At 67.8% G+C, this 25,749-nt stretch carries 25 protein-coding genes and 1 tRNA gene; 17 read left to right on the top strand and 9 right to left on the bottom strand.

What is annotated here, in order from left to right; all coding sequences use genetic code 11:
* Nucleotides 1-86 precede the first annotated feature (86 nt).
* Nucleotides 87-1,601 (bottom strand): fumarate hydratase, encoded by a 1,515-nt coding sequence (locus tag OLX02_RS05180; RefSeq protein ID WP_264421189.1) that lies wholly within the window; start codon nucleotides 1,599-1,601, stop codon nucleotides 87-89.
* A gap of 205 nt (nucleotides 1,602-1,806) precedes the next feature.
* Here OLX02_RS05180 and OLX02_RS05175 point away from each other — a divergent pair, with 205 nt between their 5' ends.
* The 6 genes from OLX02_RS05175 (at nucleotide 1,807) to OLX02_RS05150 (ending at nucleotide 7,461) form a co-directional block, all read left to right on the top strand.
* The gene (locus OLX02_RS05175) at nucleotides 1,807-2,406 is read left to right on the top strand and encodes a protein-L-isoaspartate O-methyltransferase family protein (RefSeq protein WP_264420817.1); all 600 of its coding nucleotides are present in this window, start codon (nucleotides 1,807-1,809) and stop codon (nucleotides 2,404-2,406) included.
* A 4-nt stretch (nucleotides 2,407-2,410) separates the two neighbouring features.
* Entirely contained in the window at nucleotides 2,411-3,877 is a 1,467-nt protein-coding gene (locus OLX02_RS05170; protein ID WP_264420815.1) for a TolC family outer membrane protein, read from the top strand.
* Between the two features lie 56 nt (nucleotides 3,878-3,933).
* Nucleotides 3,934-4,419 (top strand): DUF2497 domain-containing protein, encoded by a 486-nt coding sequence (locus OLX02_RS05165; protein WP_264420813.1) that lies wholly within the window; start codon nucleotides 3,934-3,936, stop codon nucleotides 4,417-4,419.
* Nucleotides 4,420-4,487: 68 nt separating this feature from the next.
* The gene (locus OLX02_RS05160; RefSeq protein WP_264420811.1) at nucleotides 4,488-6,641 is read left to right on the top strand and encodes an alpha/beta hydrolase family protein; all 2,154 of its coding nucleotides are present in this window, start codon (nucleotides 4,488-4,490) and stop codon (nucleotides 6,639-6,641) included.
* Between the two features lie 26 nt (nucleotides 6,642-6,667).
* Nucleotides 6,668-7,093, top strand: a complete 426-nt coding sequence (locus tag OLX02_RS05155) for an acyl-CoA thioesterase (RefSeq protein ID WP_264420809.1) — start codon at nucleotides 6,668-6,670, stop codon at nucleotides 7,091-7,093.
* Nucleotides 7,090-7,461 (top strand): (2Fe-2S) ferredoxin domain-containing protein, encoded by a 372-nt coding sequence (locus OLX02_RS05150; RefSeq protein WP_413630067.1) that lies wholly within the window; start codon nucleotides 7,090-7,092, stop codon nucleotides 7,459-7,461. The genes OLX02_RS05155 and OLX02_RS05150 overlap by 4 nt, the downstream gene beginning before the upstream one ends.
* On the opposite strand, the gene OLX02_RS05145 is transcribed toward OLX02_RS05150, so the two are convergent.
* Nucleotides 7,458-7,778, bottom strand: a complete 321-nt coding sequence (locus OLX02_RS05145) for a hypothetical protein (protein WP_264420807.1) — start codon at nucleotides 7,776-7,778, stop codon at nucleotides 7,458-7,460. The genes OLX02_RS05150 and OLX02_RS05145 overlap by 4 nt on opposite strands.
* Nucleotides 7,779-7,904: 126 nt before the next feature.
* Here OLX02_RS05145 and OLX02_RS05140 point away from each other — a divergent pair, with 126 nt between their 5' ends.
* From OLX02_RS05140 to OLX02_RS05115, 6 genes are all read left to right on the top strand, one after another.
* Nucleotides 7,905-8,336, top strand: coding sequence for a CBS domain-containing protein (locus OLX02_RS05140; RefSeq protein WP_264420806.1), 432 nt, complete (start codon nucleotides 7,905-7,907; stop codon nucleotides 8,334-8,336).
* 52 nt (nucleotides 8,337-8,388) lie between these two features.
* On the top strand, nucleotides 8,389-8,721 hold the full coding sequence (locus tag OLX02_RS05135) for a HesB/IscA family protein (protein WP_264420804.1): 333 nt from the start codon (nucleotides 8,389-8,391) through the stop codon (nucleotides 8,719-8,721).
* Nucleotides 8,718-9,494 carry an exodeoxyribonuclease III gene (xth, locus tag OLX02_RS05130; RefSeq protein ID WP_264420803.1) on the top strand — a complete coding sequence of 259 codons (777 nt, stop codon included), beginning with the start codon at nucleotides 8,718-8,720 and terminating at the stop codon, nucleotides 9,492-9,494. The genes OLX02_RS05135 and xth overlap by 4 nt, the downstream gene beginning before the upstream one ends.
* A 112-nt stretch (nucleotides 9,495-9,606) precedes the next feature.
* Entirely contained in the window at nucleotides 9,607-9,765 is a 159-nt protein-coding gene (locus tag OLX02_RS05125; protein WP_264420802.1) for a hypothetical protein, read from the top strand.
* A complete protein-coding gene (gene msrA, locus OLX02_RS05120; RefSeq protein WP_264420800.1) occupies nucleotides 9,765-10,448 on the top strand; it encodes a peptide-methionine (S)-S-oxide reductase MsrA in 684 nt (227 codons plus the stop codon). Before OLX02_RS05125 ends, msrA begins: the two co-directional genes overlap by 1 nt.
* A gap of 37 nt (nucleotides 10,449-10,485) precedes the next feature.
* A complete protein-coding gene (locus OLX02_RS05115; protein WP_264420798.1) occupies nucleotides 10,486-10,944 on the top strand; it encodes a Fur family transcriptional regulator in 459 nt (152 codons plus the stop codon).
* Nucleotides 10,945-11,003: 59 nt separating this feature from the next.
* On the opposite strand, the gene OLX02_RS05110 is transcribed toward OLX02_RS05115, so the two are convergent.
* On the bottom strand, nucleotides 11,004-11,537 hold the full coding sequence (locus OLX02_RS05110; protein WP_264420797.1) for a GNAT family N-acetyltransferase: 534 nt from the start codon (nucleotides 11,535-11,537) through the stop codon (nucleotides 11,004-11,006).
* 86 nt (nucleotides 11,538-11,623) lie between these two features.
* Between OLX02_RS05110 and dxs the strand changes: the two genes are divergently transcribed.
* Nucleotides 11,624-13,546, top strand: a complete 1,923-nt coding sequence (gene dxs / locus OLX02_RS05105; protein WP_264420795.1) for a 1-deoxy-D-xylulose-5-phosphate synthase — start codon at nucleotides 11,624-11,626, stop codon at nucleotides 13,544-13,546.
* A 48-nt stretch (nucleotides 13,547-13,594) separates the two neighbouring features.
* Here dxs and OLX02_RS05100 read toward each other — a convergent pair whose 3' ends face one another.
* The 4 genes from OLX02_RS05100 to OLX02_RS05085 are packed head-to-tail and all read right to left on the bottom strand — an operon-like array spanning nucleotide 13,595 to nucleotide 18,937.
* Nucleotides 13,595-14,278 (bottom strand): NnrU family protein, encoded by a 684-nt coding sequence (locus OLX02_RS05100; RefSeq protein WP_264420794.1) that lies wholly within the window; start codon nucleotides 14,276-14,278, stop codon nucleotides 13,595-13,597.
* Nucleotides 14,279-14,317: 39 nt separating this feature from the next.
* Nucleotides 14,318-15,718: an amidohydrolase family protein gene (locus OLX02_RS05095; RefSeq protein WP_264420793.1), complete on the bottom strand. Its 1,401-nt coding sequence runs from the start codon at nucleotides 15,716-15,718 to the stop codon at nucleotides 14,318-14,320.
* Nucleotides 15,715-17,088, bottom strand: a complete 1,374-nt coding sequence (locus OLX02_RS05090; protein ID WP_264421186.1) for an amidohydrolase — start codon at nucleotides 17,086-17,088, stop codon at nucleotides 15,715-15,717. Before OLX02_RS05090 ends, OLX02_RS05095 begins: the two co-directional genes overlap by 4 nt.
* 49 nt (nucleotides 17,089-17,137) lie before the next feature.
* On the bottom strand, nucleotides 17,138-18,937 hold the full coding sequence (locus OLX02_RS05085; RefSeq protein ID WP_264420791.1) for a peptide MFS transporter: 1,800 nt from the start codon (nucleotides 18,935-18,937) through the stop codon (nucleotides 17,138-17,140).
* A gap of 253 nt (nucleotides 18,938-19,190) precedes the next feature.
* On the opposite strand from OLX02_RS05085, the gene OLX02_RS05080 reads away from it, so the two are divergent.
* From OLX02_RS05080 to OLX02_RS05070, 3 genes are all read left to right on the top strand, one after another.
* Nucleotides 19,191-19,541, top strand: a complete 351-nt coding sequence (locus tag OLX02_RS05080) for a GntR family transcriptional regulator (RefSeq protein WP_264420789.1) — start codon at nucleotides 19,191-19,193, stop codon at nucleotides 19,539-19,541.
* A gap of 167 nt (nucleotides 19,542-19,708) precedes the next feature.
* The gene (locus OLX02_RS05075; RefSeq protein ID WP_264420787.1) at nucleotides 19,709-19,990 is read left to right on the top strand and encodes an integration host factor subunit beta; all 282 of its coding nucleotides are present in this window, start codon (nucleotides 19,709-19,711) and stop codon (nucleotides 19,988-19,990) included.
* Nucleotides 19,991-20,120: 130 nt separating this feature from the next.
* Nucleotides 20,121-20,205: transfer RNA gene (locus OLX02_RS05070), tRNA-Leu, on the top strand.
* A gap of 17 nt (nucleotides 20,206-20,222) precedes the next feature.
* On the opposite strand, the gene OLX02_RS05065 is transcribed toward OLX02_RS05070, so the two are convergent.
* Nucleotides 20,223-21,731, bottom strand: a complete 1,509-nt coding sequence (locus tag OLX02_RS05065; RefSeq protein WP_264420785.1) for a YifB family Mg chelatase-like AAA ATPase — start codon at nucleotides 21,729-21,731, stop codon at nucleotides 20,223-20,225.
* Between the two features lie 188 nt (nucleotides 21,732-21,919).
* On the opposite strand from OLX02_RS05065, the gene OLX02_RS05060 reads away from it, so the two are divergent.
* Nucleotides 21,920-22,690, top strand: a complete 771-nt coding sequence (locus OLX02_RS05060) for a hypothetical protein (protein ID WP_264420784.1) — start codon at nucleotides 21,920-21,922, stop codon at nucleotides 22,688-22,690.
* A 16-nt stretch (nucleotides 22,691-22,706) separates the two neighbouring features.
* Here the strand turns inward: OLX02_RS05060 and polA are convergent, their stop codons facing one another.
* Nucleotides 22,707-25,580 carry a DNA polymerase I gene (gene polA, locus OLX02_RS05055; protein WP_264420782.1) on the bottom strand — a complete coding sequence of 958 codons (2,874 nt, stop codon included), beginning with the start codon at nucleotides 25,578-25,580 and terminating at the stop codon, nucleotides 22,707-22,709.
* Between the last annotated feature and the right edge of the window lie 169 nt (nucleotides 25,581-25,749).

The following is a 25,749-nucleotide window of genomic DNA, read 5'->3' as shown; positions in this document are numbered from 1 at the left end:
GCCAGCGTGCTGGTCGGCAGGAGTCGGCGGTTGGTGGATTCGGCCGATGCGCCCCGGCCATCAGCAGGGGCGCATCGGCCAACTGATCATGCCGGAAGCAGGTGTTCTTCCGCGATCTTCTTCTTCCACACCAGCGGCGCAAGCTGGTGGACGTTCTGGCCATCGGAATCGACCGCCACGGTCACCGGCATATCCTCGACGGTGAACTCATAGATGGCTTCCATGCCAAGGTCCTCGAAGCCGACGACCTTGGCTTCCTTGATCGCGCGAGCGACGAGGTAGGCGGCGCCGCCCACGGCCATCAGGTAGGCCGACTTGTGGTTGGCGATCGACTGGGTGGCGGCGGGGCCGCGCTCGGCCTTGCCCACGCTGGCCAGCAGGCCAAGGTCGAGCATCAGATCGGAGAAGCTGTCCATGCGCGTGGCGGTGGTGGGGCCGGCGGGACCGACGACTTCCTCGCGCACCGGATCGACCGGGCCGACGTAGTAGATCACGCGGCCCTTGAAATCGACGGGCAGCTGCTCGCCCTTGGCCAGCATGTCCTTGATGCGCTTGTGTGCGGCATCGCGGCCGGTGAGCATCTTGCCGTTCAGCAGCAGGCGGTCGCCTGCCTTCCAGCCCTGCACGTCTTCGGGGGTCAGCGTGTCGAGATCGACGCGCTTGGCCGCGGAATCCGGCGCCCAGTGCACTTCCGGCCATTCGTCCAGCTTCGGCCGTTCGAGATAGTTCGGACCCGAACCGTCGAGCGTGAAGTGCGCGTGGCGCGTGGCGGCGCAGTTGGGGATCATCGCCACCGGCTTGCCAGCGGCATGGCACGGTGCGTCCATGATCTTGACGTCGAGGATCGTCGAAAGACCGCCCAGGCCCTGCGCGCCGATGCCCAGCGCGTTGACCTTGTCGAAGATCTCGATGCGCAGCTTCTCGATATCGTTCTGCGGCCCGCGCTCCTTCAGCTGGGCCATGTCGATCGGCTCCATCAGCGCCTTCTTGGCGAGCAGGACGCAGTGTTCGGCGGTGCCGCCGATGCCGATGCCGAGCATCCCGGGCGGGCACCAGCCTGCGCCCATCTGCGGCAGCATCTCGACCACCCAGTCGACGATCGAATCGCTGGGATTCATCATCTTGAACTTGGACTTGTTCTCGCTGCCGCCGCCCTTGGCCGCGACATCGACGGTGACCTTGTTGCCCTTCACCATCTCGACATGAAGCACGCAGGGCGTGTTGTCCTTCGTGTTGCGGCGGGTGAATGCGGGATCGGCCAGCACCGAGGCGCGCAGCTTGTTGTCGGGGTTCATGTAGGCGCGGCGCACGCCTTCATCGACCACGTCCTGCAACGACAGGTCGCTGTCGAGGCGGCAGTCCTGGCCCCACTCGATGAACACGTTGACGATGCCGGTGTCCTGGCAGATCGGGCGGTGCCCTTCGGCGCACATCCGGCTGTTGGTGAGGATCTGCGCGATCGCATCCTTGGCCGCCGGGCCTTGCTCGGCCTTGTAGGCTTCACCCAGCGCACGGATGTAGTCCATCGGGTGGAAGTAGCTGATATACTGCAGCGCATCCGCCACGCTGTCGATCAGGTCGGCTTCGCGGATCGTCACCATCTCGCGCACGGCGCAGACTCCCTCGTTGTCGTTCGATGAAGGCCCCATAAGCGCCGACTGGCGTCGTTGCAAAGCGCTTGGCGCGGCTCCAGTGATATTCTACAGGCCGTCGCAGCACGGATTGATCCGGTGGATTGGCCCGGTGTATCGGCGCTGCAGGACACGGCGGGGCGATGCACGCCGGACCGGTGATGAGGGAACATTCATGACCTTGGTGGAAGAACGCCCTGCCAACGCCGATGCGGCGCAGGCGCGCCGCGCGATGATCGACAGCCAGCTGCGGGTGAGCGGCGTGAACGACCCGGCCATCCTGTCGGCATTCGACACGGTCGTGCGCGAGGATTTCGTGCCGGCGGATCGCCGCGCGGTGGCCTATGCCGACCGCGCCGTGCCGCTGGGCGATGGCACCGTGCTGGCCCCGGCGCTGACCCACGGGCAGATGCTGACCGCGGCGGACATCGCGCCGGACGACAAGGTGCTGGTGATCGGCAAGCCCGGCGCCTACCTCGCTGCGCTGGCCGGCAAGCTGGCGGGCAGCGTGACGCAGGCCGGCACCGCCGATGACTGGTCGGCGACCGGTCCCTATTCGCTGATCCTCGTCGATGGTGCGGTCGAAGCGGTGCCCGCGGGCCTCGCCGCCGCGCTGGCGGACCACGGACGCGTCGTCACCGGGCTGGTCGAACGCGGCGTGGCGCGTCTCGCCATCGGCCGCAAGATCGCCGGCGAACTGGTGCTGACCAATCTCGGCGAAGCCGATTTCGCCGCGTTCCCGGAGTTCGCCGCGCCGAAGAAATGGAGCTTCTGACGCGATGAGACAGGGCAGACTTCGCGCCGTGCTGCTGGCCGGCGCCATGGCGGCGTTCGCCACGCCGGCCTTGGCCGATGACCTGCGCGGAGCCCTGGTCGCCGCCTACCAGACCAATCCCGATCTCCAGGCTGCGCGCGCCAACCAGCGCGCCACGGACGAGGGCGTGCCCATCGCGCGTTCCGCCGCGCTGCCCAGCCTTTCGGGCACGGCCAGCTACAGCGAGTTCGTCAAGAAGACGGCCAACAGCTTCCTCGCGCCCGATCGCGCCTTTTCCAGCGACGTTTCGCTGTCGGTGCCGGTCTATGCGGGCGGCGCGGTCAAGAATTCGATCCGCGCGGCCAAGACCCGCGTCGTCGCCGGGCAGGCGGACCTGCGCGGGATCGAAAGCGGCGTGTTCGCGCAGGCGGTCGCCGCCTACATGGACGTGATTCGCGACCAGGCGATCGTCGGGCTCAACCGCAACAACGTCGACGTGCTCCAGGTCAACCTCAAGGCGACGAGCGACCGCTACGAGATCGGCGACGTGACCCGCACCGACGTGGCGCAGTCCAATTCCCGTCTGGCGCTGGCGCGGGGCGATCTGCGCACCGCCGAGGCGAACCTTGTCGCCAGCCGCGAACGCTACATCCAGATCGTGGGCAAGGCTCCGGTGGATCTGCAGCCGCCGCCGCCGCTCGCCGGCCTGCCGCCGGCGCCCGACGATGCCGTCGACATCGCGCTCGACAGCAATCCCGATCTGGCCGCCGCGCGCGAACGCAGCAAGGCCGCGCGCTACGATTCCAAGGTGGCGGGCGCCGGGCGTCTGCCGCGCGTGTCGATCTTCACCAGCGGCAACTACACCGATTACCTCGGCACGCTGGGCAGTGCCGGAAGCGTGCGGACCAGCCAGAACCAGACCACGGCGCAGGCCGGGGTTTCGGCCTCGATCCCGCTGTTCCAGGGCGGCCTGCCCGCCGCGCGCGAACGCCAGGCGCAAGCGGTCGAGGGCGCGACTCTGGAGCGTGAGATCTCGATCGAGCGCGACGTGGTCGCCACCGTCCGTTCGGCCTACACCTCGTGGAAGGCGGCGAACGACGTCATCGCCATGAACCAGACGGCGGTCGATGCGGCGGCGCTCAGCCTTGAAGGCGTGCGCGCGGAAAACACCGTGGGCAACCGCACCATCCTCAACATCCTCGATGCGGAGCAGGAACTGCTGCGGGCGCAGGTGCAACTCGTCGCGGCGCGTCGCAATGCTTATGTCGCCGGGTTCAACCTGCTGGCGGCGATGGGCAAGGCGCAGGCCAAGGACCTCGCGCTCGATGCCGGTCCGGAAAGCGCCGTGCTCTATGATCCGCAGGTCAACTACGACCGGGTGAAGGGCAAGATCTGGGACTGGGCGAAGGATCCCGCGCCCAAGCCCGTATCGACGCGTACCGTTGACACGCCGGCGCAGGATGCGACAATCGCGCCACAACCTGCCCCCTGAGGGGGATTCGGGCAGGCGCTGCCGCTGGCGGCACAACAGGGGTTCGGAATACGCTTATGCGTCAGGCAGGTGAACCGTCGGTCGAGGAAATTCTCGAATCGATCAAGAAGGTGATCGCCCGCGACAACCGGGCCGAAGCCGCACAGGCGCGCGCCCGCCGCGATGCACCCGCTGCCGCCGAAGCGCCAGCCGTCTCCGTCTCGTCGCGCGTGCACGAAGTGCTCGACCTGACCGAGATCGCCGCACACATTCTTTCGGACGACAGCGTCGGGGCTGACGGCGCGGAAGCGCCCACGGCCGATAGCCCGCTGCTGCCCGAAACCACCGCCGCTTCGATGCGCGATTCGCTCGCGGCGCTTGCCATGCTGTCCGAACCCGGTGTCCCGCCCCAGATCGTGCGATCCGGGGAAACTTCGCTCGAAGGCCTCGTGCGCGAAATGCTGCGCCCGATGCTGGCCGAGTGGCTCGACAAGAACCTGCCGCCGATGGTGGAGAAGATGGTCGCGACCGAAATCGCGCGGATCGTCGGCAAGAAAAGCTGACATTTTCGCCTGATGCGTGAGGTGCGCATGGGCTGGCCTTCCCGCAAGAAAGTTCGTATCTGGTTTCCATGAAAACCAGTTTTCTGTCGCGCGCCGCGCTTTCGCTTGCTCTTGCTGCTTCCTTTTCTGCCGCTCCGGCACAGGCGCAAGGCGTTCCCCAGCCGTTCTCGGCGCAGGATCTCGTCACGCTGGGGCGCTTCGGCAGCCTGGCTGTTTCGCCTGATGGCAAGCTGCTCGCCTACACTGTCACCACCACCGATCCCGTGAGCTACGCGCGCACCACCTCGCTGTGGCTGCGGCCGCTGGGCGATGCCAGGGCGGCGGCGCGCCAGGTTGCGGTCGATGGTGCGGTCAGCGATCCCGCCTTCGCGCCGGATGGCAGCCTGTGGTTCCTGTCCGATGGCAAGCAGGGCGGGAAGGACGCGGGCACGCAGGTCTGGAAGATCGCCGCGCCCGCCGGAGCAGGCGCGCTGGCGGTGCCCGTGACCGCCTTCAAGGCCGACGTCTCCGGCTTCAAGCTTTCGCCTGATGGCAAGCGCCTTGCCGTCTGGGGTGACATCGCGCGCGATTGCCCGACCTTCGGCGGCTGCGCCAGCGACGGCAACACCAGCCAGCCCGGTCCCGGCACCGGCCGCCTCTACAAGGATAGCACCGGCTTCGTGCGGCACTGGGATGCCTGGGAAACGCCCGGCAATTACAGCCGCGTCTTCGCCTACGCGCTGGGCACCGATGGCCGCGTGAATACCGACACCGGCCGCGCGCTCGATGGCGATGCGGCGAACGGCGGGCTGGTCGGCGATGCGCCCACCAAGCCCTTCGGCGACGGCGCGCAAGTGGCGTGGAGCGCGGACAGCAGCGCGGTGGTCTATGTCGCCCGCCAGGCCGACCGCGACGAGCCGCGCTCGACCAATCTCGACCTGTGGTGGGCGCCGGTGAACGGCGATGCGCCCAGGAACCTCACCGCCGCCAACAAGGCGACCGACACCGCCCCCGCACTTTCGCCAGACGGCCAATGGCTTGCGTGGACGGCGATGGCGCGCCCCACCTACGAGGCGGACCGGCTGGTGGTGAACCTGCTGAATCTGCGCACCGGCGAGCGGCGCGAACTGACCGGCGGCTGGGACCGCTCGGTCGATACGCTGCAATGGACGCCCGATGGCAAGGCGCTGATCGCCACCGCCGAGGACGTGCTGGATACGCCCGCGTTCCGGATTGATCCGAAGTCCGGCAAGGTTGTCCGTCTTGCCCTGTCGCCCGCCAAGGGGCGCGAAGGCCACATCGGCAACGTCACCCCGCTCAGGGACGGGCGCGTGGTATTCACCCGCGATTCGATCGATGCCCCGGCGGAAATCTACGTGGGCAAACCCGGCAAGGGTGCCACGCGGCTGACCGACATTGCGGCCTCGGCGCTGGCCGCGCGCGCGCCGGTCGTCACCCGCCGCTTCAGCTTCGCCGGCGCCAATGGCGATACGGTGTGGGGCCAGATCACCAAGCCGGCTGGCGCGGCGGGCAAGCTGCCGGGCATCCTTTACGTCCACGGCGGGCCGCAGGGATCGTTCAACGATGCCTGGTCCAACCGCTGGAACCCGCGCGTCGTCGCATCGCAGGGCTATGCCGTGGTCTCGGTCGATTTCCACGGCTCCACCGGATACGGGCAGGCCTTCACCGACGCGATCAACAACGATTGGGGCGGCAAGCCGCTGGAGGACCTGCAGAAGGGCTTCGCCGCCGCCGCTGCGGTCGATGCGCAGGTGGATACGGACAACGCCTGCGCCATGGGGGCGTCCTATGGCGGCTACATGATGAACTGGATCGAGGGGAACTGGGCGGACAAGTTCCGCTGCATCGTCCAGCATGACGGCGTGTTCGATGCCCGCGCCATGGCCTACGAGACCGAGGAACTGTGGTTCGACGAGTGGGAACACGGCCAGAAGACCTACTTCGATGCGCCCGAAGCCTATGAAAAGTGGAACCCGGTGAACCACGTGGCGAAGTGGAAGACGCCGATGCTGGTGGTGACCAGCGAGAAGGACTTCCGCATCCCCTATACGCAGGGCCTTGCCGCCTTCACCGCGCTCCAGACGCGCAAGGTGCCGAGCGAACTGCTGGTCTTCCCCGACGAGAACCACTGGGTGCTCAAGCCGAAGAACTCGCTGCAGTGGCACCAGACGGTGTTTCGCTGGCTCGATCGCTGGTTGAGGAAGGGCGGCAAGGAAGGCTAAGCCCGTCGCCCTGACAGGGAGACACCATGGCCAAGCCCGATCCCGCGCTGCTCGATCCTGCGCGCTACCCATTCGCCCACGAGGTCACCACGCGCTTTGCCGACCTCGATCCGAACGATCACATCAACAACGTTGCCATGGCGGCGGTGCTGGAGGACGGGCGGGTGCGCTTCAACATGGCGCTGGGCTTGCGCCGGGCGGAGAACTTCCGGCCGATGGTGGCGAGCGTGTCCATCGACTACCTCGCGCAGGCGCATTTCCCGCAGCCCATGACCTGCCATGTCGCGGCCTGCGACATCGGCCGGTCGAGCTGGCAGATGCAGCAGGTGCTGGTGCAGGAAGGGCGCGCGGTCGCCACCTGCCGCACCGTGGTGGTCTGCACCGACGGCCAGAAGGCGATTCCCCTGCCGGAGGACTTCCGCGACCGGCTGGGTCCGTGGCTGCTCAAGTGAGCATCGCGGACGAAGTCGCGCAGGCCGAGCGCGCGCTCGAACTGCTGGGCGGTTTTTCCACCCGCCGGCACATCCTGCTCTGCGCCGATCCCGAAAAGGCCAAGTGCTGCGCGCGCGAGGTGGGGCAGGAGGCCTGGGCTTTCCTCAAGAAGCGGCTGGGCGAACTGAAGCTGGGCGGGGCGCAGGGCGTGCTGCGCAACAAGGTCGGCTGCCTGCGCGTGTGCGTGGCCGGGCCGGTCGCGGTCGTCTATCCCGATGGGGTCTGGTATCATTCGTGCACCCCGCCGGTGCTGGAACGGATCATCCAGGAACACGTGATCGGCGGCGTGCCGGTCGAGGACTTCCGGCTGCATCCGCCGGGCGGTTAGTCCTCGTCGGCGAAGGGATCGTCGATCGATTCGTCGTGGCCGGTCCCGCTGGAGAGGAACACCAGCCCCATCAGCGCCGCCATCAGCATCATCGTCAGCCCGATGCCCAGGAACGTGGCGATGTAGAGGTGGATCGAAACGAGGCCGAACTGGCTGTAGAGCCAGGCCCACACCGCCAGGATCGTGATCAACGTGACCGCCCCCATGCCCCACATCATGCGGCGATAGCGCGTCCACGCGTGGGCGGCATTGTGCGGGTCGTCCAGCGGCGAGGGACGGGGTTGGGGGGATCTGGGCATCGCCCGCAACATGGGCATCGCGCGCCTCCGCGGCAAGGTTCGGGATCGGCGTCCAGACTGGCTTTGACACTGGCCGCAATGCTGTCATGATCCATCCTGCGGGAGGCGGGAAACCCGTCCCTGACAAGGGGAAAGGAGGATGCCATGACGATTGCCAGGCTCATCGCCGGTCGTTCGGGCGAAGTGTGGCGCTGTCACGCGGAAGACCTCGTGGCCGACGCCGTCGAAGTCCTTGCCACCAAGCGCATCGGCGCCTTGCCGGTCGAAGATGCCGGCGCCGGGATTGCCGGAATCCTGTCCGAACGCGACGTGCTCTATTGCCTTCAGGCGCATGGGTCCGACGCGTTGCGGATGAAAGTGCGCGATGTGATGACCGCGCCGGTCATTTCGGTGACGCCGCAGGACAGTGTGCTGCACGCGCTTGGCCTGATGACTCGCCGCCGTGTGCGTCACCTGCCGGTGATGGACGGCGCACGGATGGTCGCGTTCATCTCGATCGGCGATCTGGTCAAGCACCGGCTCGACGCGATCGAGGCTGAAGCCGAAGCGATGCGCAGCTACATCCAGTCGGCGTGAGTTTTTCGCGTCCGACTTGAGGATGCGGCCGCGCAGTCCTATCTCGGGAAGCATGAGCGAACCCGCCGTTACCCTTGCGCCCAGCGCCGCCGCCCGCATCGCCGCCATTGCCGCGAAGCAGGCCAAGCCAGCGATCCTGCGTCTCTCGGTCGAAGGGGGCGGCTGCTCGGGCTTTCAGTACAAGTTCGGCCTCGCCGACGCGCCCGACGCTGACGATTCTGTGGCCGAGACCGACGGGGTCAAGCTGGTGGTCGATTCGGTCAGCCTCGACCTCGTTTCGGGCGCGGTCGTCGAATATGTCGAATCGCTCGGCGGGTCGGCGTTTCGCGTCACCAACCCCCAGGCGGCATCGGGTTGCGGTTGCGGCGCCAGCTTCAGCGTATGATCAAGGTCGCATCGTTCAACATCAACGGGATCAAGGCGCGCCTTCCCCGCTTGCTCGAATGGCTGGAGGAAACCCGGCCCAGCGTCGCCTGCCTGCAGGAGATCAAGACGCAGGACGAAGGCTTCCCCGCCGCCGAGTTCGAGAAGATCGGCTATCACGCGATCTGGCATGGGCAAAAGGGCTTCAACGGTGTCGCCATCCTTGCCGATGGGGTCCAGCCGGTCGAAGCGCATCGCGGCTTGCCCGGCGATCCCGAGGATGAGCACGCGCGCTACCTGGAAGCCGACGTCTTCGGGCTGCGCGTGGTCTGCATCTACCTGCCCAACGGTAATCCGCAGCCGGGGCCGAAGTTCGACTACAAGCTGCGCTGGATGGAGCGCCTGCGCACTCGCATGCGAGAGATCGCGGCCGAAGAACGGCCTGCGCTGGTGATCGGCGACTACAACGTGATCCCCGAGGACAAGGACACCTTCTCGGTCCGCGCCATGGCCAGCGATGCGCTGATGCAGCCCGAATCGCGCGATGCCTATCGCCGGCTGCTGAACGATGGCTGGACCGACGCGATCGACCTGCACAACTCGCAGGGCGGTGTGTGGACCTTCTGGGACTATCAGGCCGGCGCGTGGCAGCGCGATCATGGCTTCCGCATCGACCATGCGCTGCTTTCGCCCGAACTGGCCGACCGGCTGGTTTCCGCCGGCGTCGACAAGGCCTATCGCGGGCGCGAGAAAGCTAGCGATCACGCTCCGATCTGGGTCACTTTGCGCGACTGATCGTGCTGCAGGTGCGAATAATCGCAAAAGCTGTGCGTTTGTTCACTGCAGCGTCAGAGGGGCGCGGCTAATTCGCTCCTCCAAATCCCCTCCCTCCACGGACATCTTCCCCATGGGCCTCTTCGCCAAGGACTTCTATCGCTCGCTCCTGCTCGGTTTTGCCCTGGGCACCGTGGGCATGGGCGTGAGCATCGCGGCGCAAGTCCACGCGAAGGAGGCAGCCCAGCCGGCGTCCGTGGTGGCGTCCCAGACCGCGACGACGCCCCGGTGATGGCGCGCCGGCCTCGCACCTTGTGGGCGGGGCTGGCTCTCGCCTTCGCCGCCAGCGCCTGCCAGCAGCCGGCTTCGGCCGAGGCTGTGGTGGCCGCTCCCGAAGCGGCGGTGAAAGCCGCCGAAGCGCCGGGCGCCCGAACCGCGATTTTCGCAGGGGGCTGCTTCTGGGGCATGGAAGCGGTGTTCAGCCACGTAAAAGGCGTCTCCAGCGTCGTTTCCGGCTACACCGGCGGCAATCGCGCGCAGGCGGATTACGAGACGGTCAGCGGCGGGGCGACCGGCCATGCCGAATCGATCCGCGTCACCTACGATCCGTCGGTGGTCCGCTACGACCAGCTGCTCCAGGTGTTCTTCGGCGTCGCCAGCGATCCCACCGAACTGAACCGGCAGGGGCCGGACACCGGCACCCAGTATCGCAATGCACTGGTTCCGCTGGACAATGAACAGCGCCGCGTCGCCGCCGGCTATGTCGCGCAGTTGAAAGTGCTCAACCCCTGGAAGCGGCCGATCGTCACCCGGATCGAGCCGTACAAGGGGTTCTTCGCGGCGGAGGCCTATCATCAGGATTTCGCGCTGAAAAACCCCGACCATGGCTACATCAAGCGCTGGGACGCGCCCAAGGTGGCGGCGCTCCAGCGCACTTTTCCGCAGTTCTGGAAAGCCGCCTTCACCCGCAACTGAATTGCGGAAGCGGTCCGGCGCGCCTATCTAGGCGGGCATGGCGGGCCACCATCATCACCACTTCGCGGGGGAAACCCTGATCGGCGCAGCGCGCGACGTGCTTGTCTCGGCGGGCGAGCAATGGACCGATATGCGCGCCGACGTGTTCGAGGCGCTGGCGGGCCGCGACCGGCCGGCCTCGGCCTATGACATTGCCGAAAGCGTGGGCGCGCGGCGGGGGAAGCGGGTGGCCGCGAACAGCGTCTATCGCATCCTCGACCTGTTCGTGCGCACCAACCTTGCCCGGCGGGTGGAAAGCGCCAACGCCTATCTCGCCAACACCCATCCCGGCTGCCGGCACGACTGCATCTTCCTGATCTGCGACGTTTGCGGACAGGCCACGCACCTCGACGACGACCGGCTGACCGGCGCCTTGCGGCAGGCGGCGCAGGGGGCGGGCTTTGCCGATGTGCGACCGGTGGTGGAGCTGCGCGGGGTGTGCAAGCACTGTGCCTGAGGCGCGCCCGAACGGCACCTAACGACACCTGAGCGAACCCGTGGCGATCTGACCGCGTCCTAGAGCGCCTTGCCCATGCGCTTCAGTGGCACCGGTGCGCCGCCGCGGTCGTCCTCGATTTCCTCGATCACGCTGTAGCCCGAAACCACATAGAGCGGCACGCCCGAGAGCGTCCCCATCAGTTCGCAGCGGGTGAACCCTTCTTCCTTCGCGGCCGCCTCGCAATGGGCCAGCAGCGCGCGGCCGACGCCGCGGCGGGCGAAGGCGGGCACGGTGTACATCGCGCGGATGCGCGCGGCCTCGGTGGCGGGATCAAGCAGACGCGGCTCGCGCAGGCCCGCGCTGTGATCGCCGCCATAAAGTGTGGCGCGCCGGCTCCAGCCGCCGCAGCCGGCCAGGGTGCCGTCCATCTCGGCGACGAAATAGGTCCCGTCTTCAACCAGTTGCCGGTCCAGGCCCATGACCGCGCGGCTCGATTCGATCTGCTCCGGGCTGAGAAAGCCGGTCTGCAGCTGCGCAATCGCCGCATCCATCACCGTGCGCAGGGCGGGAAGATCGGCGGGCGTGGCGGGACGGATGGCGATGGTCGTCATGCGCCTTGCCTTGCCGTTGTGCCGCCCTGGGGGGCAAACGCTTTGTTGTGGTTGGACGTGCGCAAACAAGGGTGTAAGGCGGGCGAATGTCCGTTGTTCCGGCCACTCCGCTCCTCGATACGGTCGGCACCCCTGCCGACCTCCGCAAGCTCCAGCCTTCGCAGCTCCGCCAGTTGGCGGATGAACTGCGTACGGAAATGATTTCCGCCGTCGGCCAGACGGGCGGGCACCTCGGCTCCGGGCTGGGCGTGGTCGAGCTGACCACGGCGATCCACTACGTGTTCGACACGCCGGTGGACCGGCTGATCTGGGACGTGGGCCACCAGGCCTATCCGCACAAGATCCTGACCGGGCGGCGCGACCGCATCCGCACCTTGCGGCAGGGTGGCGGCCTTTCCGGCTTCACCAAGCGCAGCGAGAGCGAATACGATCCGTTCGGCACGGCGCATTCCTCCACCTCGATTTCGGCCGCGCTGGGCTTTGCCATCGCCAACAAGCTGGCGGGCAGGCCGGGCAAGGGCATCGCGGTGATTGGCGACGGGGCGATGAGCGCGGGCATGGCCTACGAGGCGATGAACAACGCCGAGGCTGCGGGCAACCGCCTGATCGTGATCCTGAACGACAACGACATGTCGATCGCGCCGCCGGTGGGCGGGCTTTCCGCCTACCTTGCGCGGCTGGTCTCGTCGGGGCCGTTCCTGGGCCTGCGCGACACGCTGCGCAAGCTGTCGCGCCGTTTGCCCGAACCGCTGCACAAGGCGGCGAAGAAGACCGACGAATTCGCGCGCGGCATGGCCATGGGCGGCACCCTGTTCGAGGAACTGGGCTTCTATTATGTCGGCCCCATCGACGGGCACAACCTGGACCAGCTGATCCCGGTGCTGGAGAACGTGCGGGATGCGGCCGAAGGGCCGTGCCTGATCCACGTGGTGACGCAGAAGGGCAAGGGCTATGCCCCGGCCGAAGCGGCGGCGGACAAGTATCACGGCGTCCAGAAGTTCGACGTGATCACCGGCGAGCAGGTCAAGAGCGCGGGCGGCCCGCCCAGCTATACCAATGTCTTCGCGCAGGCGCTGGTGGCGGAAGCCGCGCGCGATGCCACGATCTGCGCGATCACCGCCGCGATGCCTTCGGGCACCGGGCTGGACAAGTTCGCCAAGGCCTATCCCGACCGCACCTTCGACGTGGGTATTGCCGAGCAGCACGCCGTCACCTTTGCCGCGGGCCTTGCCGCCGAAGGGATGCGCCCGTTCTGCGCGATCTATTCCACGTTCCTGCAGCGCGCCTACGACCAGGTGGTGCACGATGTGGCGATCCAGAACCTGCCGGTGCGCTTCGCCATCGATCGCGCCGGGCTGGTGGGCGCCGACGGGGCGACCCACGCCGGCTCGTTCGACGTCACCTACCTTGCCACGCTGCCCAACATGGTGGTGATGGCGGCGGCCGACGAGGCCGAACTGGTGCACATGACGCACACCGCCGCGTTGCATGACAGCGGCCCGATTGCGTTCCGCTATCCGCGCGGCAATGGCACCGGCGTGCCGCTGCCCGAGGTTCCGCAGCGGCTGGAGATCGGCAAGGGCCGCGTGGTGCGCGAAGGATCCAAAGTGGCGCTGCTTTCGCTCGGCACCCGGCTGGCCGAGGCGCTCAAGGCCGCGGACCAGCTCGATGCGCGCGGGCTTTCCACCACCGTGGCCGACCTGCGCTTCGCCAAGCCGCTGGACGAGGCGCTGATCCGTCGCCTGATGACCACGCACGACGTGGTGGTGACGATCGAGGAAGGTGCGATCGGCGGCCTGGGCGCGCACGTGCTGACTCTGGCGAGCGACGAAGGGCTGACCGATGCGGGGCTGAAGATCCGCACCATGCGCCTGCCCGATGTGTTCCAGGACCACGAGAATCCCGACCGGCAATACGACGAGGCCGGCCTCAATGCGCCGCAGATCGTCGATACGGTGCTGAAGGCGCTGCGCCACAACAGCGCGGGCGTGAACGAAGCACGCGCCTGACGACAGCTGCCTTCGCGCCCCCGGCGGAGAGGGGCGCGAGGGGCAGGGTCAGAGCATGCCGCTGATGAAGCGCCACGGCCCTGCCGGGACCAGCGCGAGCGGGATGTGCAGCCAGGTCACGAACAGCCAGGGCAGGATCGCGCCGAGCAGGAAGATGCGCAATTCGCCGATATTGGCAAGGTTCGGCCAGAACGAGGTGCGCTTCATCCATGAGCGCCATTCGGTGCCGTAGAGCGCCTTCTTCTTCTCGTCCTGCAGGTGCGATCCGCCCAGCGCCAGCAGCAGCAGGCCGCCCATCAGCACGAAGCCGCGCGGAGTGGGTGCGATGAGGATGTGCGAGACCGACCAGAGCGCGAAGCCCATCATCATCGGGTGACGGGTGATCCTGAACACGCCGCGCGGCAGCACGGCCGAAAGACCGTGGACGCGCGCGCCCGGCAGTGCGGGATTGCCCACCAGCGAGGCCATGAACAGCGCCAGCGCGACCAGTGTCAGCAGGCTGGCGACGATCCACGGGACCAGCGCCGTGCCGTCCCACAGCGGCGTTCCGGCCGGCGTGCGGGCGAAGGCGATCACCGTCCAGCCGAACGTGGCCAGCGCGATCAGCGAATATACAGCCTGAAATCCCCTGGCCCCAAGGGCACGTACCAGCGGCGCACGCAATGGGTGCGACAGCACGAAGTGCGTTCCGAGAAAGGCGGCCATTGCCGCCCCGAGCCAAACCAGATCCATCGTCCCCCTTTCGCCGCCCCTCGCGGGCGCGGGGACGGTCTATTCATAAGCTTTTGGTAACGCCCCTTCGTGCGGATGGCGATAGCGATCACGCAATCTTGTCTGATGATTGACCAAAGATTGCAAAATTCCGTCGATATAGATTTCAACCGGTCCGGAGGCGAGTTCGAGCGGATCGCCGTCCCAGATCACGACATCGCCCGCCAGACCGGGCTTGAGGCTGCCGAAACGCGCACCTTCACCGATGATCTCGGCCGGAACCGAAGTGATCGCGGCGAGCGCCTGCCCCCAGGTAAGACCGGTGGCGCCCGGCATTTTCGTCAGGGCGACCAGATTGCCGGCATATTGCGGGGCATAGCGCGGCTGGTCGTTGTCGTAGAAACCGCCAAGGCCGACCTTGACGCCCGCCGCCATCATCCGGCCGACATTGGACTGGGTGGCGGCCTGCGTTTCGAACCGGCCGGGCAGGTCGGTCATCGCGCTGGCGAGGACGGGCACCCCCGCTGCGGCGATCTCGCGCGCGGTGCGCCAGCCTTCCGCCGCGCCGACAAGGACGAGGCGCAGCGCGGGGAAGTCCTTCTTCAGCGCCAGCACCGCGCGGATGTCCGCCGCGCGGTCGACATGGACGTAGAGCGGCTGGCGGCCGGTCACGACCGGGATCAGCGCGGCCGCGTCGAAATGCGTCAGCAGGCCATCGTCCGCGCGCCCCTGCGCGGTCTGGGCGAGGCGCGGGTCGAGCGGAATGTCGTCGCCGGTGCCTACGGGGGCGGGCTTGCCGCTGCCGATCCGGGAGATGCCGGCGCGGCGGTCGAAGTCCGCCGCTTCGCGCAAGGCATTGCGCAGCACCGCCTGCGCGGCGACGCGGCTGCCGCCCGCGAGATCGGCGCCGCGTTCGCCCAGTTCGACATACTGGAACGCGCGCGGGCGCTGCACCGGGTTGGCGTCTGCGGCCAGGTCCACGATGGCGCCCTGTCCCGCGAAGATCGCATTGGCGGCGACCGGGGCGACTGCGGCGCGGGTAACGCCGCCCGCGCGGTTGACCGCGACCGGCGCGGCATCGGGATCGATCGCCGCCGATACGTCGAGCGCGGCATTGAAGCCGGCCTTCTCGGCATATTCGTCGTTGCTTTCCTCGACTGCACCCACATCGAGCAGGCCGAGGTCGGTGACCGCGACGACAAGGCCGGGAGTGACCCATTTGCCGGTGCCGTCGATCACGCGCACGCCGGGCGGGACCGCGACGTTGGCACCGGCTGCGACGACCTTGCCGCCGCGCACCACCACGGTGCCGTTCGGGATCGGCGCGCTGCCATCGCCGATGGCGACCGTGGCGCCCGTCACCGCGAAATCGCCGGCGGGTGCATTCTGGGCCAGCGCGGCGGGCGCGAGCGATGCGCCAACCAGCGCGGAGGCAGCGAGGAGCAGGGTGCGGGGGCTCACTTCACGTCTCCTTCGCCGGGCAGGCCGAGTTCGAAATCGCTGACGGGGCGGCGCGTGCGGTCCGCCGCATCGTACAGCAACGCGCCGTCGACCCAGACCTTTTCGGGGCGCGAATAGACCGACAGCGGATTGCCGTTCCAGAGCACCACGTCGCCCATCTTACCGGGTGCAAGGCTGCCGGTCATGGCGTCGATGCCCAGCGCCCTGGCCGGGTTGAGCGTGAACCACGAGACCACCTGCGCGTCCGGGATCTGGATGCCGATGCGGCGGCCGTCGCCCTGCGCCTTGGCGGCTTCCTGGTTGAGCCGCTGGATGCCGTATTCGTCATCCGAATGGATCACCACGCAGGCGCCCGCGTCCTGCAGGATCGCGGCGTTTTCGGGGATGCCGTCGAACGCCTCCATCTTGAAGCCCCACCAGTCCGCCCAGATTGCCGAGCAGATGCCGTTGGCCTTGAGCAGGTCCGCGATCTTGTAGGCTTCGACCGCGTGGTGGAACGCGGTGACCTTGTAGCCGGCCTCCTTGGCCATATCGATCACCAGCGCCATCTCGTCGGCGCGGTAGCAGTGGTTCTGGACAAGGATCTTGCCCGCCAGCACGTCGGCCAGCGTTTCCATGCCCAGATCGCGCGATTCCAGTTTCCCCGCATCGCGCTTCTTCTTGTATTCGGCGGCCTTGATCCAAATCTGCCGGTCCACCGCGAAGTTGCCCATGCGGGTGGAGGGCATCGTGCCCTTCGATCCGTAAACGCGCTTGGGGTTCTCGCCGCAGGCCATCTTGAGGCCATAGGGCGCGCCCGGGAACTTCATGCCCTGCACGGTGCGGCTGGGCACGTTCTTGAGCACGACCGAGCGCCCGCCCATCAGGTTGGCCGAGCCGGGCAGGATCTGCAGCGCAGTGACGCCGCCATTGACCAGCGCGCGGCTGAAGCCGGGGTCCTGCGGCCAGACCGAGTGCTCCGCCCAGACTTCGGGCGTGGTGGGCGCGGTGGCCTCGTTGCCGTCGGAATTGGCCTGGACCCCGGGGCTGGGATAGACGCCCAGGTGGCTGTGGATGTCGATCACGCCGGGGGTGACGAACTTGCCCGCGCCGTCGATGCGGCGGTAGCTGGCGGGGACCGAAAGGCCCGCATCCCCCACCGCTTCGACCTTGCCGCCCGAAACCAGCACCGTGCCATTGTCGATGCGGCGGCCCGCACCGTCGAACACGGTGGCGCCCACGATGGCCACCGCCTCGCCCGGATAGGGCTGGTAGGTGGAGGGGAACGGGTTTTCGTTGGGCGCCGCCGCGCCGTCGTCCCCCTTGGGCTTCGCCATGCCGCTGGCCGAGGCGAGCGCCAGCGCGAGGCCGGCGAGCGCGTGGGCCGCCATTCTTCCTGCCTTGCGGATCTTCACGAGGCTTTGTCCCCTGTTCCGGTGGTCACTTGACGCCGTGCATCAGCTTCTTGAGCGGCGTGGCGAGCAGCAGCAGCAGCACGCCGATCACCACGGCGACCCAGCCGATGGTGGTGAACACCGCGGTGTAGGTGTCGAGGCTGAGCTTGAGGTTGGTCACCTGTCCGCCCACCGTTTCCACGCTGGCGACCTGCGCCACGATGCCCGCGACATACTGCGCCACCGAGATCGACAGGAACCACACGCCCATCATCAGCCCCACGATCCGCGCCAGGCTGAGCTTGGTGATCATCGACAGGCCGACCGGCGAGATGCACAGCTCTGCCACCGAGTGGATCAGGTACAGTCCGGCGAGCCACCAGATCGAGACCTTGAAGTCCGGCCCGGCGAACTGCGCGCCCCACACCAGGAAGAGGAAGCCCGCGCCCACGCCCGCCAGCGCGACGCCGAACTTCACCGGGATGGTCGGCTCCACCCCGCGGCGGCCAAGGCCGGTCCACAGCATCGACATCACCGGCGCCAGCGCGACGATGAAGAAGGCGTTGAAGAACTGGGTCTGGCCGGCGGAGATCGAGAACAGGCCGAACACCGACAGGTCGGTGTTGCGATCCGCGAACAGCGTTAGCGAGGAGCCGGCCTGCTCGAACAGGGTCCAGAACACGGTGTTGAACACGATCAGCACCATGGCGGCCATCATCATCTGGAATTCGGCCTTGTTGCCGGCCTTCCACGCGTAGAACAGGATCACCGGCAGGCCGAGAATGAAGGTGCCGAACAGCAGCTTGCCCATCAGCGGCAGGGCAAGGACATAGCCGAGCAGGCCTGCACCTTCGGCCGGGGGCACGGCGTTCATCAGGTTCTGGAACAGGAACAGCACCACCGGAATGGCGATGACCGCGCCGGCATAGATCGCGAGCGTGCGGTCCTTGGCCTGGCCGGCAGGCGGTTCGCCATACCCGTCGAGGCGGCCGCCGTTGAACTGGATCAGGCTCCACGAGAACACCATGCCGATGGCGGCAAGGCCGAAGCCGGCCCACCAGCCGACGGTGTCCGCCAGCAGCGGGCACAGCAGCTGCGAGAACAGCGAGCCGAGGTTGATGCCCATGTAGAAGATGGTGAAACCGGCGTCCTTGCGGCTGTCTCCGTTGGGATAGAGCGCGCCGACCATGGTCGAGATGTTGGGCTTGAAGAAGCCGTTGCCGACAGTGACCAGCGACAGGCCGACGAGCAGCAGCAGCGTGAACAGCGGCGCGCGTTCGCCGGCGGCATCGAAGCCGCCCTTGGGCACCGAGCGGGCCACGTGGCCATCGGGCGCGAGCAGCGCGACCGTGCCGTCCTCGTTGCCCTTGATCAGCAGCTTCTGGCCGCCATCGACGATGTAGCGCTTTTCGAGGCCGGTCGAGGTGGGCCGGTCGAGGCTGTTTTCCTCGATGATCTCGTAGCGCTGGCCCTCGATGGTGGCGTGGGGCTTCGCCGTCTCGCCGCCGAAGCAGAGGATGAAATAGCCCAGCGCCATCATCAGCGCGCCGAACTTCACCGACTTTTTCGAACCGAGATAACGGTCGGCGAGCAGGCCGCCGATCAGCGGGGTGAGATAGACCAGCGCCGTGAAGCCGCCGTAGAGGCCGTTGGTGGTGCTGTCGCTGAACAGGAAGTGCTTGGTGAGGTAGAGCGTCAGCAGCGCGCGCATGCCGTAGTAGCCGAAACGTTCCCACATCTCGGTGGTGAACAGGCGCGCCAGCTGTCGTGGATGGCCGAACCAGCTGGCATCGGCAGAACCCTGCGCAGCCCCGTTTGCGGAGGTCTGCTCGGTCGGTGCTGTCATCAGGAAAACCGCTCCCCATTATCGTTGCCGGCGCGGCGCAAAGCGCGCCCGGACCCCGCCGGAAAAGCCGCCAGACTAGCGCGAATGCGCGGTTTGGGAAGGAACTAATTGCGTCGGAAACCGGTTGGCCATGATCGTGCGTGGCAAGGCGCCAGCCCCGCAATCCGGGCGGTGCGCGGAGCGGTCCGCTGGCAATTTTGTTACGGGCGCGGCGATTGCCGGAGCAAGTGTGTTAGCGCTATAGTGCACCGCCATGAGCCTCAAAGCGGTCCCGATCCACATCAAGCTGCGCGACATGATCGCTGCCGCGATCATCGACGGGATCTATCCCGAGGGCGCGATGCTGCCCTCGGTTCGCGCCTTCGCCGCTGCGCAAGGCGCCAATCCGCTGACCGCGGCCAAGGCCTACCAGCATTTCCAGGACGAGGGGCTGGTCACCGTGCAGCGCGGCATCGGCATGTTCGTCGCGCCGGGCGCGGCGGACGCGCTGCGCCAGCGGATGCGCACGGCGTTCCTGGACACGGAGTGGCCCGAGATCGTCGTGCGGATGCGCCGGCTGGGTATTGATCCGGACCAATTGCTTGATGTGGCCCGGCAATATTGAGACGTCGGACTACCCCGGAAAACCGCGCTGCCTATGTCCTTCGTTAAGTTGTGCGGCTAGGCCGGTTCTGGCAATCTTTTGCCTTGCGCAACCAGACGGGGGTCATGGGGGCGCAAGTGTGTGGGATCATGGGGATGTCGCGAGACATCGGCGGAGGGAATAGACGGATGATCAGATCCGAGCTCTTGCAGGCGCTTGCCAAGGAAAGTCCGGGGATGCGCGCGGAGGAGATCGAGCGCGTCGTCGACGTGTTCTTTGACGAGATTGCCAAGCGGCTGGCCGAAGGCGGCCGCGTGGAACTGCGCGGCTTTGGCGCATTTTCGACGCGCGAGCGCGATGCGCGCAAGGGCCGCAACCCGCGCACTGGCGAAACAGTCGAAGTGCCGGGCAAGCGCGTGCCCTATTTCAAGCCGGGCAAGGAAATGCGCGTTCGGCTCAACGCCGAATAGGGCGGCCCGCCCGAAAGCCACGCCAAATTTGCCCGGACGGCATTGAGCGGCGGACAGGCCCAGCTTGCCGCCGGCGGGACGATGTGCAATCGCCCGCCGGCGCGCGCTGCCGTGCGCGTGCCAGGATCGGGCGGACGTGGCGGAATGGTAGACGCCGGGGACTTAAAATCCCTTGAGCTTTGCTCGTGCGGGTTCGAGTCCCGCCGTCCGCACCAGATCATGGCTGGCCCGATCAGGCCCTGGGCGCGAGGCGGCGGTAGCTGAGCGCTTCGGCGACATGGATGCGCCCCACCTGCGGCGCTCCGGCGAGATCGGCGATGGTCCGCGAAACGCGCAGCATCCGGGTATAGCTGCGCGCGGAAAGGCGCATCGCTTCGGCCGCCTGGGCCAGCAGTTTGCGCCCGGCTTCATCCGGCGTGGCGAAGCGTTCGAGCAGGTCGCCGTCGAGTTCGGCATTGTTGCGCCGGCCTGTCCCTTCAAGCCGGGCGGTCTGCACCGCGCGGGCGGCGGCAACCCGCGCCGCGACCTGGTCCGATCCCTCGGCCGGGGGCGGCAGGGCCAGATCGGCGGCGGACACGGGATCGACTTCGACGTGCAGATCGATCCGGTCGAGCAACGGACCCGATACCTTGGACTGATAATCGCCCGCGCACTTCGGCGCGCGGCTGCACCCCAGCGCGGGATCGCCGAGATGGCCGCAGCGGCAGGGGTTCATCGCCGCGATCAGCTGGACCCGCGCCGGGAAAGTGACGTGGGCATTGGCACGCGCCACGGTGACTTCGCCGGTTTCCAGCGGCTGGCGCAGCGAATCGAGCACCGCGCGCTGGAATTCGGGCAGTTCATCCAGGAACAGCACGCCGAGATGGGCGAGGCTGACTTCGCCCGGCCGCACTTTCAGCCCGCCGCCGGTCAGGGCGGCCATGGAGGCGGAGTGGTGCGGGCTGCGGAACGGGCGCGCGCGGCTGATCCGGCCGTCTTCGAGCAGCCCCGCCACCGACGCGACCATCGAGGTTTCGAGCGCTTCGGCGGGAGTCAGTTCGGGCAGGATGCCCGGCAGGCACGATGCCATCAGCGACTTGCCCGCGCCGGGAGGGCCCACCATCAGGAGGTTGTGCCCGCCGGCCGCCGCGATCTCCAGCGCGCGCTTGGCCACTTCCTGCCCTTTCACCTGCCGCAGGTCTGCCATGCGGCGCGGCGACTCTGCCTCGCCCGGAAGCGGCGGAGGCAGGCGCTGCGTGCCCTTCAGGTGGTTGAGCAGCGAGACGAGATCGGGCGCGGCCACCACGTCGATCCCGCTGGCCCAGCGCGCTTCCGCGCCCTGTCCGGCGGGGCAGATCAGGCCCTTGTCCGCCGCGCTGGCATGGAGCGCGGCCAGCAGCACGCCGGGACTGGCGATGATCCGCCCGTCGAGCGCCAGTTCGCCCACCGCGACGTAGTCCGCCAGCCCTTCGCGGTCGACCACGCCCATCGCGGCCAGCAGGGCGAGCGCAATCGGCAGATCATAGTGCGAGCCTTCCTTGGGCAGGTCGGCAGGCGAGAGATTGACCGTGATCCGCTTGGGCGGAAGCGCGAGGCCGAGCGCGGCCAGCGCGGAATGAACGCGCTCGCGGCTTTCGCCCACGGCCTTGTCCGGCAGGCCGACGACGCGGAACGCGGGCAGGCCGGGGGCGAGCTGGCACTGCACTTCCACCGCGCGTGCCTCCAGCCCGAGGTAGGCGACTGTCGAAACCAGCGCGACCATGTTTTTCCGGTGTCCCCCTACGCATTGCTGCGGTCCGTGTTCATACGTGGGGTGTGGGGGCTGTGAAGCCGATGCCGCCAAAATGGCCGAGATCGCATGGCTAAGGCGGCGTTAGCCTTGTTCGATCATCCCGCATAAACGGCGTTCCTTTCGTCTTTGCAAGGCGGCCGGGGGCGAGTCTGGCGGGGATGCGCCGGATCCTCCTTGCCCTTTCATTTGTGCTGCTCGCGCTCGGCGCGGCCGCGCCATCGTCCGCGCGCGAGGTTACCACGCGCAGCTGGGTGGACGAGCGCGGTGTGCGCTGGACCGAAACCACCGAGACCTGGGTGGAGGACGGCGCCGGTAATGATGAGGGGCCGCAGGCGGACGCCCCCGCTGGCGGGGGCAGCGACCGGTTGCTGCCCGCGTCGTTCGAGGCGCCGCATGCCGAAGCGGCGATTGCGCGCTTCGGGCCTTTCGCGGTGCTGGATGGCACGCGGGCGGCGCTGGTGCGTGAAACCGATACGAGCGCGCCGCGCCATTTCCTGCGGATGCTGCGCGCCTATCCCGGCATCCGCGTGCTCGAACTGGCCGATTGCCCCGGCACGGTGGACGACAACGCCAATCTCGCGCTCGGCCGGATGATCCATGCGCGCGGGATTGCGACCGACGTGCCGCCGGGTGGATCGGTGCGTTCGGGCGCAGTCGACCTGTTCCTGGCGGGCGTACGCCGCACGGCGTCCGCCGACGCCGCCTTCGCCGTCCACGCCTGGCTGGACGAGGACGGGCTGCGGCCCACCGACTTCGGCGAGAACTCTGCGGTCAACCGCAACTACGTGGCCTATTACCACGAGATGGGGATGCCGCTGCCGACGGCCAGGGCGTTCTATGCGCTGACCAATTCGGTGCCCAACGAGCAGGCGCTGTGGCTGCACACCGGCGACATCGCCCGCTACGCCGCGCTGGACGCGCGTCCTTAGGGAGCGCCGCGACGGATCAGTGCGCCGCGCCCCATGACGGGCCCGTGCCGATCTCCACGCCCAGCGGCACGGTGAGGCTGACCGCAGGCTCGGCTGCGCGGGCCATCACCGCCTCGATCACCGGGCGGGCGCGCTCCACGTCGGCTTCGGGCAGTTCGAACACCAGTTCGTCGTGCACCTGCAGCAGCATCCGCACATGGCCGAGCCCCGCCGCTTCGAGCGCGGGCATCATGCGGACCATGGCGCGCTTGATGATATCGGCGCTGGTGCCCTGGATCGGCGCGTTGATCGCGGCGCGCTCGCTGCCCTGGCGTTCGGCCTGGTTCTTGGAATTGATGCGCGGGAACCACGTCTTGCGGCCGAACAGCGTTTCCGAATAGCCGCGCTCGCGCACTTGCTCCAGCGTTTCGAGGATGTAGCGCTGGATGCCCGGGAAGCGTTCGAAATAGCGGTCGATCATGGCCTGCGCCTCTTCCGCGGTGACGCCCAGACGGCCGCCGAGGCCCCAGCGGCTGATGCCGTAGAGAATGGCGAAGTTGATCGTCTTGGCCCGGCCGCGCGTGTCGCGGTCGACCACGCCAAACATCTCCATCGCGGTGCGCGCGTGGATGTCCTCGCCCTGTGCGAAGGCGTCCTTCAGCGCGGGCACGTCGGCCATGTGCGCTGCAAGGCGCAGTTCGATCTGGCTGTAGTCGGCCGCGAGCAGCACGTTGCCCGGCTCTGCCACGAAGGCATCGCGGATCTGGCGGCCGATCTCTGTGCGGATCGGGATGTTCTGCAGGTTGGGATCGTTCGATGACAGGCGCCCGGTCTGCGCGCCGACCAGGCTGTAGCTGGTGTGGACGCGGCCGGTTTCAGGATTGATCGCGGCTTGCAGTGCGTCGGTATAGGTCGACTTGAGCTTGGACAGCTGGCGCCATTCGAGCACCAGCGTGGCGACTTCGGCGCCCTGGCCGGCGAGGGTTTCCAGCACCGACTGGTCGGTGGAATATTGCCCGCTCTTGCCCTTCTTGCCGCCCTTGTAGCCCAGCTTGTCGAACAGGACGTCGCCCAGCTGCTTGGGGCTGCCGATGGTGAAGGGGCCACCGCACTTTTCGTGGATGCGGGTTTCGAGCGCGGCGATCGAATGGGCGAACTCGGTGGACAGCCCCGAGAGGCGCGCGCGGTCGACCTTGATGCCGTGGCGCTCCATCCCCGCCACCACGGGCACCAGCGGCCGGTCGACGCGCTGGTAGATGCGCGTGCCGCCCTCGTCGGCGAGGCGCGGGGCGAACAGGCGGTGGAGGCGCCAGGTCACGTCCGCGTCCTCTGCGGCATAGCGCGTGGCGTCCGCCAGCGGCACTTCGGCGAACGAGATCGCCTTCTTGCCGGTGCCGCACAGGTCCTTGAACTTCATCGTGGCGTGGCCGAGGTGCTTGTCGGACAGCTCGTCCATGCCGTGGCCAGCAAGGCCCGTCTCGCTGCGCCCGGCATCGAGGCAGAAGCTCATCACCATGGTATCGTCCACCGGCGCCATGGTGATGCCACCCACCGCTTCGCCGGCGCGGGCGAGAATCGTGATGTCGTACTTCACGTTCTGGCCGACCTTGAGCACCGCCTCGCTTTCCAGCAGCGGCTTCAGCGCGGCGAGCGCCTCCGTCTTGTCCATCTGCAGCGGAGCTTCGGAGAACATGTCGCTGCCCCGGTGGCCCAGCGGGATGTAGCAGGCATCGTTGGGACCGAGCGCGAGGCTGACGCCGACGAGATCGGCGCGCATGGAATCGAGCGCGCTGGTTTCGGTATCGACCGCGACCACGCGCGCTTCGAAGGCGCGGGCGATCCATTGGTGAAGCTCGCCCATGGACTGGACGCAGGCATAGGCGCCGCGCTCGACGGCGGGCCATTCGGGCAGCGGCTGGCGGCTGGCGTCCTGCGCCGGGGCATCGCCGGCGTCCGCGCCTGCACCGGCGCCGGCTTGCAGCGCAGGCGCGCCCGAGGCCGGGGCGGATGCGCCGCCGCCCAGCTTGCGCAGCAGGCTGGTGAAGCCGTGTTCGGTCAGGAAGGCGGCCAGCGGATCGGGCGGGATCGCGGTCAGCTCGAAGTCTTCGAGCGGGATCGGCAGCGCGCAGTCTTCCTTGAGCGCGACCAGCGTGCGCGAAAGGCGCGCCATGTCGGCCTGCTCGATCAGGCTGTCGCGCAGCTTGCCGGCCTTCATCCCCGGCGCGGCGGCGAGTGCGGATTCGAGGTCGCCGTGCTCCTGGATCAGCTTGGTCGCAGTCTTGGGGCCGATGCCGCGGATGCCGGGGACGTTGTCCACCGCGTCGCCCATCAGCGCCAGCACGTCGCCGACCTTTTCGGGCGGAACGCCGAACTTCTCGATCACTTCGGGAATGCCGATGCGCTGGTTCTTCATCGTATCGAGCATGTCGACGCAGCCGCCGCCGATGCCGCACTGGCCGACGAGCTGCATCAGGTCCTTGTCGGACGAGACGATGGTGACATCCCAGCCCTGCGCGGTGGCGGCGCGGGCGTAGGCGGCGATGAGATCGTCCGCCTCGAGATCGTCCTCCTCGATGCAGGGGAGGCTGAAAGCGCGCGTGGCGTCGCGGATCAGCGGGAACTGCGGGACCAGATCCTCTGGCGGGGGCGGGCGGTTGGCCTTGTACTGATCGTAGAGCGCATTGCGGAACGTGGTCGAGCCCTTGTCGAGGATGACCGCGAGATGGGTGGGGCCATCCGCCTTGTGCAGGTCTTCCGCCAGCTTCCACAGCATCGTGGTGTAACCGTAGACTGCGCCGACCGGCACGCCGCGCGGATTGGTGAGCGGAGGCAGCCGGTGATAGGCGCGGAAGATGTAGGCCGATCCGTCGACGAGGTAGAGATGACGGTGGGGCGTGGCGGGACTGTCCATGGGCCTGCGTGTAGCGCGCGGGGCCGGGATGCGAAAGCGTCTCTCCGGCACGAAGCGCCGTCCGATAGGCCCGTGACGTGTCCGATGGGTTGCAGCTGGCAACGGTTCGGCGCTTTCCGGGGGCGTTTTATCGCGCGGAAAACCGCCGGAAAAAAGCCTTCCCCTTCCG

Origin of the sequence: Novosphingobium sp. KCTC 2891, assembly GCF_025938155.1 — a bacterium.
Classification (GTDB): domain Bacteria; phylum Pseudomonadota; class Alphaproteobacteria; order Sphingomonadales; family Sphingomonadaceae; genus Novosphingobium.
This window is presented reverse-complemented; position numbering and strand designations above follow the sequence as displayed.